15 protein-coding genes are annotated in these 12,990 nt (G+C 64.3%); 4 read left to right on the top strand and 11 right to left on the bottom strand.

Annotated features, from left to right (window positions below; all coding sequences use genetic code 11):
- Window positions 1-97: 97 nt before the first annotated feature.
- Both secG and LY44_RS07350 read left to right on the top strand, forming a co-directional pair.
- Window positions 98-532 (top strand): preprotein translocase subunit SecG, encoded by a 435-nt coding sequence (secG, locus tag LY44_RS07355; RefSeq protein WP_055210751.1) that lies wholly within the window; start codon window positions 98-100, stop codon window positions 530-532.
- Between the two features lie 151 nt (window positions 533-683).
- A complete protein-coding gene (locus LY44_RS07350) occupies window positions 684-2,327 on the top strand; it encodes a CTP synthase (RefSeq protein WP_055210753.1) in 1,644 nt (547 codons plus the stop codon).
- Window positions 2,328-2,681: 354 nt separating this feature from the next.
- Here LY44_RS07350 and LY44_RS07345 read toward each other — a convergent pair whose 3' ends face one another.
- The 4 genes from LY44_RS07345 to LY44_RS07330 form a co-directional block, all read right to left on the bottom strand.
- Window positions 2,682-3,626 carry a LysR family transcriptional regulator gene (locus LY44_RS07345; protein WP_055210755.1) on the bottom strand — a complete coding sequence of 315 codons (945 nt, stop codon included), beginning with the start codon at window positions 3,624-3,626 and terminating at the stop codon, window positions 2,682-2,684.
- A gap of 165 nt (window positions 3,627-3,791) precedes the next feature.
- Entirely contained in the window at window positions 3,792-4,334 is a 543-nt protein-coding gene (gene phaR, locus LY44_RS07340; RefSeq protein WP_055210757.1) for a polyhydroxyalkanoate synthesis repressor PhaR, read from the bottom strand.
- Window positions 4,335-4,472: 138 nt separating this feature from the next.
- Window positions 4,473-4,919, bottom strand: a complete 447-nt coding sequence (locus LY44_RS07335; protein WP_055210759.1) for a hypothetical protein — start codon at window positions 4,917-4,919, stop codon at window positions 4,473-4,475.
- A 193-nt stretch (window positions 4,920-5,112) separates the two neighbouring features.
- Window positions 5,113-6,906 carry a class I poly(R)-hydroxyalkanoic acid synthase gene (locus LY44_RS07330; protein ID WP_055210761.1) on the bottom strand — a complete coding sequence of 598 codons (1,794 nt, stop codon included), beginning with the start codon at window positions 6,904-6,906 and terminating at the stop codon, window positions 5,113-5,115.
- 91 nt (window positions 6,907-6,997) lie between these two features.
- Between LY44_RS07330 and phaZ the strand changes: the two genes are divergently transcribed.
- Window positions 6,998-8,266 carry a polyhydroxyalkanoate depolymerase gene (phaZ, locus tag LY44_RS07325; protein ID WP_055210763.1) on the top strand — a complete coding sequence of 423 codons (1,269 nt, stop codon included), beginning with the start codon at window positions 6,998-7,000 and terminating at the stop codon, window positions 8,264-8,266.
- 127 nt (window positions 8,267-8,393) lie between these two features.
- Here the strand turns inward: phaZ and LY44_RS07320 are convergent, their stop codons facing one another.
- The 5 genes from LY44_RS07320 to LY44_RS07300 form a co-directional block, all read right to left on the bottom strand.
- On the bottom strand, window positions 8,394-8,951 hold the full coding sequence (locus LY44_RS07320; protein WP_055210765.1) for a F0F1 ATP synthase subunit B: 558 nt from the start codon (window positions 8,949-8,951) through the stop codon (window positions 8,394-8,396).
- Window positions 8,952-8,955: 4 nt separating this feature from the next.
- A complete protein-coding gene (locus LY44_RS07315; protein ID WP_055210767.1) occupies window positions 8,956-9,516 on the bottom strand; it encodes a F0F1 ATP synthase subunit B' in 561 nt (186 codons plus the stop codon).
- A 73-nt stretch (window positions 9,517-9,589) separates the two neighbouring features.
- Window positions 9,590-9,826: a F0F1 ATP synthase subunit C gene (locus tag LY44_RS07310; RefSeq protein WP_013066486.1), complete on the bottom strand. Its 237-nt coding sequence runs from the start codon at window positions 9,824-9,826 to the stop codon at window positions 9,590-9,592.
- A 72-nt stretch (window positions 9,827-9,898) separates the two neighbouring features.
- Window positions 9,899-10,675 (bottom strand): F0F1 ATP synthase subunit A, encoded by a 777-nt coding sequence (locus LY44_RS07305; protein ID WP_173644535.1) that lies wholly within the window; start codon window positions 10,673-10,675, stop codon window positions 9,899-9,901.
- A gap of 2 nt (window positions 10,676-10,677) precedes the next feature.
- Window positions 10,678-11,022 (bottom strand): AtpZ/AtpI family protein, encoded by a 345-nt coding sequence (locus LY44_RS07300; protein WP_055210771.1) that lies wholly within the window; start codon window positions 11,020-11,022, stop codon window positions 10,678-10,680.
- A 212-nt stretch (window positions 11,023-11,234) separates the two neighbouring features.
- Between LY44_RS07300 and LY44_RS07295 the strand changes: the two genes are divergently transcribed.
- The gene (locus LY44_RS07295) at window positions 11,235-11,582 is read left to right on the top strand and encodes an ArsR/SmtB family transcription factor (protein ID WP_055210773.1); all 348 of its coding nucleotides are present in this window, start codon (window positions 11,235-11,237) and stop codon (window positions 11,580-11,582) included.
- A 152-nt stretch (window positions 11,583-11,734) separates the two neighbouring features.
- On the opposite strand, the gene LY44_RS07290 is transcribed toward LY44_RS07295, so the two are convergent.
- Window positions 11,735-12,607 (bottom strand): urea carboxylase-associated family protein, encoded by an 873-nt coding sequence (locus LY44_RS07290; RefSeq protein ID WP_055210775.1) that lies wholly within the window; start codon window positions 12,605-12,607, stop codon window positions 11,735-11,737.
- 93 nt (window positions 12,608-12,700) lie between these two features.
- A complete protein-coding gene (locus tag LY44_RS17890) occupies window positions 12,701-12,865 on the bottom strand; it encodes a hypothetical protein (protein ID WP_160320044.1) in 165 nt (54 codons plus the stop codon).
- Window positions 12,866-12,990: the final 125 nt, after the last annotated feature.

The following is a 12,990-nucleotide window of genomic DNA, read 5'->3' as shown; positions in this document are numbered from 1 at the left end:
GACCCGCCCCGGCCCGGCAGCGGCAGAAAACCGGGTTGCGCGCCGTGGCCCAAGCGCCTAGATAGGCGCGTCGAATGAAAAAAGGCGCGTCCCCCCCATGGAAAACGTCCAGAACGTCATCCTCGTCGTCCACCTCGTGCTGGCGCTCCTCCTGATCGGGGTGGTGCTGTTGCAGCGCTCGGAAGGTGGCGGCCTTGGCATGGGCGGCGGTGGCGGCGGCGGCGTGATGACCGGGCGGCAGGCGGCCAATGCGCTGACCAAGCTGACCTGGGTCTTTGCCATCGCCTTTCTGGCCACCTCGATCACCCTGACGGTGCTGTCGGCCCGGGCGGACAAGGGGACCTCGGTCATCGACATCACCCCGGCAGAGGCGCCGGAAAGCACCGGCAGCTCGCCGCTGATTTCGGCCCCGCCGCCCACGACCGACGAGCCGGTCGTGCCGCCGGTTCTGCCGCCCGCGGCGACCGAGGCCCCGGCCGAAACGCCCGCGGCGACCGAAACGCCGGCGCCGGAGGCGCCTGCCTCGAACTGAGCCCACTATAACTGGGCGTTCGGCTCTTAGTTTACTCCAAGTCTTGCGGTCTGGTTGCGGGCAGGCTGCGAATCGTGTATCAGTCAAATCCCGTGGTTCCGGTCGATCCCGACCGGAACAAGCCTTTTCTTTTGCTTGTCACGGGGGTCTCATGGCGCGTTATGTCTTCATCACCGGGGGCGTGGTTTCCTCGCTGGGCAAGGGGCTGGCTTCGGCCGCTCTGGGTGCCCTTCTGCAGGCCCGCGGCTTCTCGGTGCGACTGCGCAAACTCGACCCTTACCTGAACGTCGATCCGGGCACGATGTCGCCGTTCGAACACGGCGAGGTCTTCGTCACCGACGACGGCGCGGAAACCGACCTCGATCTGGGCCATTATGAACGCTTCACCGGCGTCAGCGCCCGCAAGACGGATTCGGTCTCCTCGGGGCGGATCTATTCGAACGTGCTGGAGAAAGAGCGCCGCGGCGCCTACCTGGGCAAGACGATCCAGGTGATCCCGCATGTCACCAATGAAATCAAGGACTTCATTGGCGTCGGCGATGACGAGGTCGATTTCATGCTCTGCGAGATCGGCGGCACGGTCGGCGATATCGAGGGCCTGCCCTTCTTCGAGGCGATCCGGCAATTCGCCCAGGAACGGCCGCGCGGGCAATGCATCTTCATGCATCTGACGCTGCTGCCCTATCTGGCGGCCTCCGGCGAGCTGAAGACGAAACCGACGCAGCACTCGGTCAAGGAACTGCGCTCGATCGGGCTGCAGCCCGACGTGCTGGTCTGCCGCTCGGAACATCCGATCCCGGACAAGGAACGCGCGAAGATCGCGCTGTTTTGCAACGTGCGGCCCGACAGCGTGATCCCGGCCTATGACCTGCGCTCGATCTACGAGGCGCCTCTGGCCTATCACCGCGCCGGGCTGGATCAGGCGGTGTTGAACGCCTTCGGCATCTCGCCCGCGCCGCGGCCGGACATGAGCCGCTGGGAAGACGTGATGGACCGGCTGACCCATGCCGAGGGCGAGGTCCGCGTCGCCATCGTCGGCAAATATGTGCAGCTGGAAGACGCCTACAAGTCGATCGCCGAGGCGCTGACGCATGGCGGCATGGCAAACCGGGTGCGGGTGAAAGCGGAATGGATCGACGCGGAAATCTTTGAACGCGAAGACCCGGCGCCGCATCTGGAGCCCTTCCACGCCATTCTGGTGCCCGGCGGCTTTGGCGAGCGCGGCACCGAGGGCAAGATCCGCGCGGCGCAATTCGCCCGCGAAAAGGGCGTGCCCTATCTGGGGATCTGTCTGGGCATGCAGATGGCGGTGATCGAGGCCGCGCGGAACATGGCGGGGCTGACGAATGCGGGCTCCGAGGAATTCGATCATGAGGCGGGCGAAAAGCGTTTTACGCCCGTGGTCTATCACCTCAAGGAATGGGTGCAGGGCAACCACCGGGTGGAGCGGAAACTGACCGACGACAAAGGCGGCACGATGCGGCTGGGCGCCTATTCGGCGCATCTGACGGCGGGCTCGCGCGTGGCCGAGGTTTACGGCAAGACCGAGATCGAGGAACGCCACCGCCACCGTTACGAGGTTGACATCACCTATCGCGAAGCGCTGGAAAACTGCGGTCTGGTGTTCTCGGGGATGAGCCCGGACGGCCGTCTGCCCGAGATCGTCGAGCACAAGGACCATCCGTGGTTCATCGGCGTGCAGTTCCACCCGGAGCTGAAGTCGAAACCCTTCGCGCCGCATCCGCTCTTTGCGGGCTTCGTCAAGGCCGCGCTGGCGCAAAGCCGTCTGGTCTGAAACTGTTGCGCCCGCTGTCGCGGGCGCCCCAAAAGGGGGGCTCTGCCCCCCTCGCGGCTGCGCCGCTCACCCCCCGGGATATTTGCGCCAAGGTGAAAGGTGAAACCTTTTCTTAACCAGTTTGGCGAAGGATGGGGTCACGGTACAGGCGGGGACGCCGATGACCATCCAAGGTGAAACGCCCGGTTCCCCCTCCTGCCCGAGGCCCGAGCCGGGCGTTTTCGTATCTGGCTCGACGCGATACCCGCCCTCCCCTTTCACCTTGGCGCAAATATCCTCGGGGGGTGAATGCTCCGCAGGAGCAGAGGGGGGCGGAAAGCCCCCCATCCGCGGCGTCCGCGAGAGCGGGCGCAATCATTCGACGCGCAACGATGCCTCAAGCCAGGGCGCTTCGAGCAGCGCAGGCGCGACGATCCGCTCCGCCAGAAGGCCGCGCAACCGCTGCGCCACCGCGCCGGGCAGCTCCCCCATCGTGCGCGCCCGCGCGCTCAGCACGATGCGGCGGCTCAGCCCCGGCCCTCGCAGCGGCGCCAGCGCCACCCCTGCCCGCTTGCCATGCAGCACGCCCGAAGGCGTCAGGATCGACCATCCCTGCCCCGCCGCCACCATCGCCAGAATCGCCGGGGTGCTGTCGATCTCGAAGCGATGGCCGGGGCTCTCGCCGATCCGCCCGAGATAGGCGGCGATCAGCTGCCCCATCAGCGTGCGGCGCGAATAATGCAAAAGCGGCAGATCGGTCCCCACCATCCTCTCGGGCCAGACCGCGATCAGGGGTTCGGAGAGAAGCGGATGCCGTTCCAGCCCCTCCTGCGCGCCCTCGATCTCGGCCGCCACCACCATGTCAAGCGCCCGCGCCTCGAGCTGCGCCGCCAGCCGATGGCTCGGCCCGGTCTCGAGCAGGAACCGGCAGGCGGTCAGCTCCGCCCCCATCCCCGCCAGCAGAAGCGGCGTCACCTCGGCTTCGAAATCCTCGATCATGCCCAGACGGAAACTGCGCAAGCCCGCCGGATCGGCCAGCCCCACCCCGGCCCGGCCCCGCGCCAGCTCGTCCAGCATCGCCTCGGCATGGGGCAGAAAGGCCCGCCCCGCCGCCGTCAGCCCGAAGGGCCGCGCCGTGCGGTCGACCAGCTCCGCCCCCAGCGCAGTTTCCAGCGCCACGATCTGCTGACTGACCGCCGAGGCCGAGACCCCCAGCCGCCGCGCCGCCGCGGTGATCGCCCCTTCTTCGGCCGTCGCCACCAGCATCTCGACCGCCCAGAGGCTGATCTTCTCGCCCCGCCCTTTTGCCTTGCCCGTCATCACCGCTCCCTGTCGAGGCCAGAATGGGGGCCCGGACCTTGCCTTGGCAAGCCCGGGCGCATGGCAGAGCCCCGGTTTTCAGAAATACGGCCCGGATCCTGGCCGGGGGTCTCGGGGGCCTGCCCCCGAGCGGGGGGTTCCGGGGGGCAGCGCCCCCCGGCCTGCTCACAGTTTCGACAGTTTCGACTGCAACTCGGCCAGTTGCTTCTTGATCGCGTCGAGTTCGTCGCGCCCGCCCGCGCCCTCGCCGCCCGCCTCGGGCGTGGTGCCGACCGTCGCGCCCCAACCCGCCAACATCGTCTTCAGGAACGCTTCCTGCTGGCGTTGCAGCGCCTCGAAGCCGGGCACCGGCGGGAAGGCGGTCAAATTCTCCATCATCTTCGACTGACCCTCGCGCAGCATCTCGAAGCTCGCGGCCAGGAATTGCGGCACCACGGATTGCGCCTGCGTCGCGTAGCTGCGCACCAGATCGGTCAGCACATCCACCGGCAGCACGTTCTCGCCCCGGCTTTCATGTTCCGCGATGATCTGCAGCAGATATTGCCGCGTCAGGTCGTCGCCCGATTTCAGATCGACGATCTGCACCTCGCGCCCCTGCCGGATGAAGGAGGCGATATCCTCGAGCGTGACATAATCGCTCGTCTCGGTGTTATAAAGCCGCCGGCTCGCATAGCGCTTGATCAGCAAGGGCTTCGCCTCTTCGGCCATGGTGTCTCCTCCCGTGGGTCTTATTGGCGCCGCAGCAATGTTTAGGCTGCGCCGCGGCAAAAGCAACAAAAGAAAAGGGCGCACCGAAGTGCGCCCATGGTCAACCCGGCAGGGAGGAGGAAACCGGGCCGATCCGGTTCACTTCGCCGCGACGGTCTTTTTCGCGGCGGCGGTGACTTCGTCGGTCGCCTTTTTCACGGCCGCGGTGGTTTCCTCGGTCATTTCCTTGCCCGCGGCCAGCATCAGCTCGACCGTGTCCATCTGCACCTTCTTCGCCACTTCGGCAAAGGCGGCCAGGTTTTCCGTGGCCATCTCGACCGAGGCCGAGGCGAAATCGCTCATCACCTTGGCGTAATCGGCCGGTTCGGCTTTCGAGGCGGTCAGAGCGCCGACCTTGGCCAGCGAGTCCTTGGCCCATTTCGCCGAGATGTCGGTCGATTTCTCGGCGGCGTCGATGGCGACCCTGGCCATCTTTTCGGTCAGCACGGTCTGCGCCTTGAACGCGTCCTGCATCTTCGACATGTCCATCGGCATCGAGGCCATCATGTCCTGCATCATCTTGGTGAAGTCCTGGGTCTTGGCCATTTCAGTCGCTCCGGTCAGAGGGCCCATCGAGGCGGCGGGGCCCGTTCGCTTGACTCAGATATAAATGCTGCAGTGCAGCATTGCAAGGGAAATTTTCTGCGCCGCAGCGCAATATTCGCGCCCAGGTTGATCTGCGTCATGGAGAATCACCTTAGGAAAGGGGGCCAAAGCCCCCTCTCCGCGCCGTGCGAGCCTAAAGCGGCACAACCTCCACGACATAGGTTCCGGGGGCAGGCGCCAGCGGCGGATGCGTCGCATCGCCCGGCGCGCGCGCGGGAACCTTCTTGCCCGAATGCCCGGCCAGCCATTCCCCCCAGCGCGGCCACCAGCTGCCCCGGGTATAGGTCGCTTGCGCCTTCCAGGCCTGAGGGTCCGCGATCGGCGCCGCCGAGGTATAATGACCGTATTTGTCCTTCGTCGGCGGGTTGACGATCCCGGCGATATGACCCGATTCCGACAGGATGAAGGTCTTGTCCTGCGAGCCCATCTGCGCCACGCCGTTGAAGCTGACGATCCAGGGCGCGATATGGTCGGTCTCGCAGGCGATGGCGCAGAGCGGCACCTTGACCCCCGAGACATGCAGCCGTTCCCCCATCAGCTCGAACCCGTCCTTGGTGAAGGCATCGGCCTGACAGAGCCCGCGCAGATATTCCACCGCCATCTTGCCCGGCAGGTTGGTGCTGTCGCCGTTCCAGAACAGCAGATCGAAGGCGGGCGGCGATTCGCCCATCATGTAGCTGCGGATCGCGGGCTGATAGATCAGGTCATTCGCCCGCAGATAGGAAAAGGTCCGCGTCATGTAATAGCTCGAGAGCACGCCATCGAGCCGCACCTGCCGCTCGATCCCGTCGACGAAATCATCCTGCAGGAAGGGGGTGAATTCGCCCTGATCGGAAAAGTCGGTCAGCGTGGTGAAGAAGGTCGCCGACTTGATCGAGCGGTCCTTGCGCTTCTCCAGCAGCGACAGGACCAGGCTCAGCGTCGTGCCCGCGATGCAATAGCCGACCGCGTTCACCTGTTTCTCGCCGGTGATCGCCTTCACCTCCTCGATCGCCGCCAGATAGCCGTCGCGGATGTAATCCTCCATCCCCACATCGGCATAGGACCGGTCCGGGTTCTTCCAGCTGATCACAAACAGCGTGAAGCCCTGATCGACGATCCAGCGGATCAGGCTGTTTTGCGGTTTCAGATCCAGGATGTAGAACTTGTTGATCCAGGGCGGAAAGATGATCAGCGGGGTCTTGTGCACCTCGGGGGTGGTGGGCTCGTATTGGATGATCTCCATCAGCCGGTTGCGCCAGACCACCTGCCCCCTGGCGGTGCCGATGTTGTGCCCGACGCTGAAGGCCTTCTTGTCGGCCAGCGTCACCACCAGATCGCCGTGGTTCGCCTCGATGTCGCGGACCAGGTTTTCCAGCCCCCGCACCAGGCTTTCGCCCTCGGTCGCCACCGCCTTTTCCAGCGCATCCGGGTTCGTCGCCAGAAAATTCGTCGGCGCCATCATGTCGATGATCTGTTTGGAAAACATTTCCAGCCGCCGCCGGTCGACCGGGTCCAGCCCCTCGATCTTCGAGAGCGCCTCCTCGATCGAGGTCGAGGCGATCAGATATTGCTGCTTGATGAAATTGAAATAGGGATGGCTGTCCCACAGCGGGTTGGAAAAGCGGCGATCCTTGGGCCCCGGATCGGCGGGCGGCTTGAAGGTGCCCTGGGCAAAGGCATGGGTGGCGTCGATGTAATGCGTCATCGCCTGCGACCAATAGCTGACCTGCGCTTCGAAGATCTTCGCCGGATTCGCCGTCATCTCGCGCAAAAGCGCCGTCGAGGAGGCGACGTAAAGATCGAGCCCCGGCCCCTCCAGGGCCGGATTGGGCGCGCGCTTTTGCGCAAAGGCTTCAATCATGCGTTGTGTAAGTGTTTCAATCCGCGCCAGATTGTCCCGCATTTGCTGCGATGCAGCAGATTCGACCTTTTCAGGCGTTGTCATAACGAAATTTCCTCCCTATCCTTTATGATGAAACATAACGTCCGCTTGCACGGGAACAAGCGACGATTGTGCGGTTTCTTGGGGAGTGCCGATGAAGGGCATGATGAGCTACGACCTGATGGAAACCATCAGGAACACCAATGAATGGATGGGCGCGTCGGCCCGTGCCATGGCCTCCTATCCGGTCTGGGGGCTGACGCCCCATCCGATGTTCAAGCTGATGTCGGCCTGGGGCCGGGTCACCGAGCGCAGCTTCGCGCGCATGGTGATCAAGCCCGACTGGGGCATCCGCTCGATCCCCGCCGCCGATGGCAAGGACCACCTGATCGAGATCGAGACGCTGATCGACAAGCCCTTCGGCGCGCTCATTCATTTCAAGGTCCAGGGCCGGGCGCCGATGCCGCGGCGTATCCTTCTGGTTGCACCGATGTCGGGCCATTACGCGACGCTTCTGCGCTCGACCGTGGCCAGTCTGCTGCCCGATGCCGACGTTTACGTGACGGATTGGCACAATGCGCGGGACATTCCGGTCAGCGCGGGCAAGTTCGACATCGAGGATTACACGCTTTACCTCGTCGAATTCATGCGCCGACTGGGCCCCGACATCAACGTGATCGCGGTCTGCCAGCCCGCGCCGCTGACGCTGGCCGCGACCGCCTATCTGGCCGAGGAAGAACCCGAGGCGCAGCCGCGCACGCTGACGCTGATCGGCGGGCCGATCGACCCCGATGCCGCCGCAACCGAGGTGACCGATTTCGGCCGTCGCGTCACCATGGGGCAGCTGGAACACATGGTGATCCAGCGCGTCGGCTTCAAATACAAGGGCGCCGGGCGGCTGGTCTATCCGGGGCTGATGCAGCTCGCCTCGTTCATCTCGATGAACATGGACAAGCACACCAAGGCGTTTTCCGACAAGATCCTGATGGAATCGAAGGGCGAAGGCTCGGAACACGACCATCACAACATCTTCTATGATGAATATCTGGCGGTGATGGACATGACCGCGGAATTCTACCTCTCGACGGTCGAGCGGATCTTCAAGGGCCTTGAGATCGCACAGAACCGCTTCGAGGTCGAGGGCAAGCGCGTCGATATCGGCAAGATCACCCGCGTCGCGGTGAAGACGGTCGAGGGCGCGAATGACGACATCTCGGCGCCCGGACAATGCGTGGCGGCGCTGCGGCTGTGCACCGGTCTGCCCGAGGAAAAGAAGGCGCAGCATCTGGAACCGGGCGCGGGCCATTACGGCATCTTCGCGGGCTCGTCCTGGCGCAACAACATCCGGCCGCTGGTGCTCGATTTCATCGACGCCAATGCGGGCGAGCCGAAATCGAACGTGACCGCGATCCGCGCCGTCTGATCCGCCGGCAAAGCTTTCCGAACGCGCGCCCCCGGGCGCGCGTTTTGCGTTGCGCCCCGCCCTGCCCCCGCCGAGACATGAAAAAACCCGGCCGAAGCCGGGTTTTCTGTCTTTGCTGTGGCGCGGCTCAGTTCAGCCGGGTTTCCACTTGAGCGATCGAGGCGTCGATCATGCCCGACTTGTCGGCCGCCGACATCTGGTTCGCCAGAACTTCTGCCGCGGCGGCAACCGCCACCTGCACGGCCCGGTCCTTGACGTCCTTCAGCGCAGCGGCTTCCGCCGAGGCGATCCGGTCTTCGGCCCCCTTCAGGCGGCGCGCGATGGCCTCCTTCAGGTCGGCCTTGGCCTGATCGGCCGCCAGTTGCGCGTCGCGCTTGGCGGCGACGACGATCTGGTCGGCCTGACCCTGGACTTCGCGCGCCTTGCGCTCGTAGCTCGCCAGGATCTTCTGCGCTTCGTCACGCAGCGCCTTGGCCTCGTCCAGATCCGCCTTGATGCCCTCGGCACGCTTGTCGAGCATGCCCAGCAACATCGAGGGAACCTTGAACTTGATCAGCACGCCGATGAAGATGAGGAAGGCGACGAGGATCACGAAATGCGCGTTGCGCAGCGAGACGAACGGGCCTTCGGAAGCGAAAGCCGGGTTCGCCGCCAGAGCAACGAGCAGGAACGTCAGTTTCTTCATCGCCTTACCCCTTCACCCGCTGACCCACGGCCGCGTTCACCGCGCCCATGTCGGCTTTGCCGCCCAGCGCCGTGACGATGGCCGTGGCGGTCTCGGTGGCGACGATCTGCACCGCCTCCAGCGCACCCGCGCGGATCTCGGCGATCTTCACCTCGGACTGCGCGACCCGTGCCGCGATATCCGCATCGGCTTTCGCCGTGGCGGCATCGAGGTCCTTCTGGATCGCCGCACGTGCTTCGGCGATGATCTTTTGCGCCTGCGCCCGGGCGTCGGCCAAAGCTTTGGCATAGGCCGCTTCCGCGTCCTTGGCCTTCAGCTTGTATTGTTCCGCCGCTTCGAGATCACCGGTAATGGTGCCCGCACGATCGGCCAGAATCCCCGCAATGCGCGGAATGGCGATGTTCTTGAGCAGCCAGTAGATGGCGCCCAGAGCCAACAGCAGCCAGAAGATCTGGTTCGGGAAGGTCGAGAAGTCGAGCTGCGGCATCCCGCCCTTTTCCGCAGCCTCGGCAGCGTGTCCGGCGACAGCAGCAGCGGCCTCGACCGCGTGTGTTTCGTTTGCCATGTCGTCCCCCTGGACCCTTCAGTTACCGGGTGGGTGCGAACACCCACCCGACCGCAAGGTTTCTCAGCAGGGATCAGACGGCGAACATCAGCAGAAGCGCGACGAGGAACGAGAAGATCCCCAGCGCTTCGGCGAACGCGATACCGATGAACATGGTGGCGGTTTGCGAAGCGGCCGCCGACGGGTTGCGCAGCGCACCCGAGATGAAGTTGCCGACAACGTGGCCCACACCGACGGCGGCGCCGCCCATGCCGGTGCACGCGAGACCAGCACCGATGTAGGCACCCATTTGAACGATATCGCCTTCCATGATGGACACTCCTTGAGGTTGGAATTGGCTGAATTGAGGTTTTCAGATCGACCCGGGCTGCGGGTCCGGGCCTCAGTGGCCCGGATGCAGCGCGTCTTTCAGATAGACGCAGGTCAGGATGGTGAAGACATAGGCCTGAACGAAGGCCACGAGGATTTCGAGCGCATACATCCCGACGATCGCCAGCAACGCGAGCGGCGTCACCACAACACCGACGAAGGAGATCAGGATCACCGGTGCGAAGGCGGCAAAGACCTCGATCACGGCATGGCCGGCCATCATGTTGCCCGCAAGCCGGATGGAGTGGCTGACCGGACGCACGAAGTAGGAGATCACCTCGATCACGGCCAGGATCGGGCGCAGCGGCAGCGGCGCGGCCGAGACCCAGAACAGGTTCAGGAAGTGGCTGCCGTGCTTCATGAAGCCCAGCGCGGTCACGCCGATGAACACGCCCAACGCCATCACGCCGGTCACCGCGATATGCGAGGTCGGGGTGAAGGCCATCGGGATCAGGCCAAGGAAGTTCGAGAACAGGATGAACAGGAACATCGTGAAGATGTAGGGGAAGTAGACCAGCCCGTCCTTGCCCGCGACATCTTCGACCATCTTGTGGACGAAACCATAGGCAAGCTCGGCCAGCGACTGGATGCGGCCCGGCACGAGGGCGCGGCGCAGCGTGCCCACGACCATCAGCAGCGCGATCATCACGACGCCGATCGCCATCCACAGGGTCGCGTTCGTCGGCACGAAGAACTCGAACCAACGGATCGGCTCGCCGTCGAACATCGAGTGAATCTTGAACGGTTCCATCGGGTGGAACACAAGGCCGGTGCCAGCTTCTTCTGCCACGACTATTTCCCCTCTTTGCCAGCTGCGGCCGCAGCTGCCTGTGCCTTTGTCAAGTCCGCGGCCGAGCGAAGCATCACCTTCACCCCCGCCGCGAGACCGAGGAAGACGAAGATCAGCATCAGGAAAGGCTGCGTGCCGAAGATGGCATCCAGCCCCAATCCGATGCCGAAGCCGATCCCCAGCCCCGAAACCAGTTCGATGACCATCCGCCAGGCCATGTCGGCCATGCGTAGATCGCCATCCGCTGCGCGTTTGGGCGCCTCCTCGGTCTTCTTCAGTTGCGACAACCGTTTCTCAAGCGCCGCCAAGCGCTCGGGATCAGGTTCTCCGCCAACTTCCTCCGACATGGATGCTCCCCGCAGGTTGAGGCCGTGTGTAACGGTGCAAGCCCGATGAGTCAACGCCGTTGACAGAGTCTTTCCGCGCCAACAAGCTCTTGTTTTCGTTATCGTTTGCGCAACCAGCCGCGGGCATCAAGGCGCGGTTTTGCACGCGCCGGACCAAAGTCATATTCAACCGATCGGTTGACGTTTTGCCGCAGGATGCGCAATGTGGCCGCATGGACCTTTCCGCCTCCCCCCGTCTTGATGCCGTCTTCGCCGCGCTGGCCGACCCGACGCGGCGGGCGATCCTGACCATGCTGCTGGAAGACGACATGGCGGTGACCGACGTGGCCGCGCCGTTTCAGATGTCGCTTGCGGCGATTTCGAAACATCTGGCGATCCTCGCCGAGGCGGGGCTGATCAGTCAGGAAAAGCGCGGCCGGGTGAAATGGTGCAAGCTCGAACCCGCGGCGATGGAGGGGGCGATCATCTGGATCCAGAGCTTCGGCGCCTTCGAGCCGCTGGATCTGGACGCGTTCGAGCGCTTTCTGGAAACCGAGCTGCAGGCGCCGCAAGCGGAGTAAGGGGGGCGCTGCCCCCGTCCCTGCGGGACGCCCCCCGGGATATTTGCCCCAAGGTGAAATCAGATCCGGCTTTGCCTTTCACCTTGGGGCAAATATCCCGGGGGGTGAATTGGCCGAGAGGCCAAGAGGGGGGCAGCGCCCCCCTGCCCGGCTCAGTCCAGATCGCAGCCGTGGGTCCGGTCGTAGCCGTTCCGCGCGGGCGAGACCCAGCCCTCGGGCCTGTCCTGCGGCCGATAGATCTCGACCTTGAGCGGATGACAGGCGGCAGCGTCCGAGGAATGTTCCGAGGAACAATCGCCGCCCGGACAGGCCGAGAGCGCGCAGCCCAGATCGATCTCGGCGAAGAATTCCAGATAATCGCCCGGCCGCACCGGGCTGGCCTTCATGAAATACTGGCCGGTGTCGCGGGTGAAGCCGGTGCACATGAAGACATTGAGCACGTCATGGACGTGGAATTCGCAAGTATGTTTCATCAGCCCGGTTTCCTCGGCCAGCGCGCGGGTCAGGTTCGAATGGCAGCAGTGGTGGTAATTCTCCCCGCCCGAGAGCAGATGATGCGTATAGGGATCGCAGCGGGTGCCGATCACGTCATGCACCGAGCCGCCGTGTTCGTCGATGCCATACCAGTCGAGCGTGTCGTCGGTGATCGTCGCCATCGGTCGCAAGTAAGGGATCGAGGACCAGAGCTGATCGCCGGTCGACAGATGCGTGCCGTGCAGCGCGCGGGTCTTGCCGGAATAGAAGCGCTCGTTCAGATCCTGAGCCGACCAGAGGTTCAGATCCCCGACCTGCGGCCCCTCGATCGAGACGATGCGGAAAAAGCCCCCCGCGGGGACTTCAAAGAACCGCGCCTCACGCGCCGGAACGATCAGTTCGTCGATCTTCGTCCAGCCCTCGCGGGCGGCGCGCAGCGCGGCCAGATCAGGGCGCGGCAAGGTTTCGACCGGGTAGCAGATCACCGGCTTGATCGCGCGGCGGGCGGCGGCATCGGCGGGGGCTTGGTGCTCGGGTCTGGACGGTTTCACGGGGGCGGTCTCCTTTGCCCCAGTCTCACCCGGCCCCGGCGAAAAAGAAAAGCCCCCGCCGACCGGCAGGGGCGCTTTCGCGACAGATCCGGCTCAGGCCGCGTAATATTCGAACATCTGCTCGATCTCGGTCTCTTCGACCAGATCCGCCTTGCCCCGGGCGGGGGTGTAATAGGCGTAAGCATCGGTCAGAATCCTCAGCGCTTCGGCGGCTTTTTCCTGCTCGGATTTTTTCCGGAAGGTGACGATCTTCGACATGGCTTGCTCCTGTGGGTGCGTGGTCTCCCCTGCGACAAACTATCCCATGCGCGAAGCGCCCGACAGCTTAAATGCTGCAACTGCGATATGCATTTTCCGCAACGCAGCAAAAAGGCCCCGGCAGT

Source organism: Rhodobacter capsulatus, from assembly GCF_003254295.1.
Classification (GTDB): Bacteria; Pseudomonadota; Alphaproteobacteria; order Rhodobacterales; family Rhodobacteraceae; genus Rhodobacter; species Rhodobacter capsulatus.
Note: the sequence above shows the minus strand (reverse complement) of the source record. Positions and strands in the feature narration are given on the sequence as shown.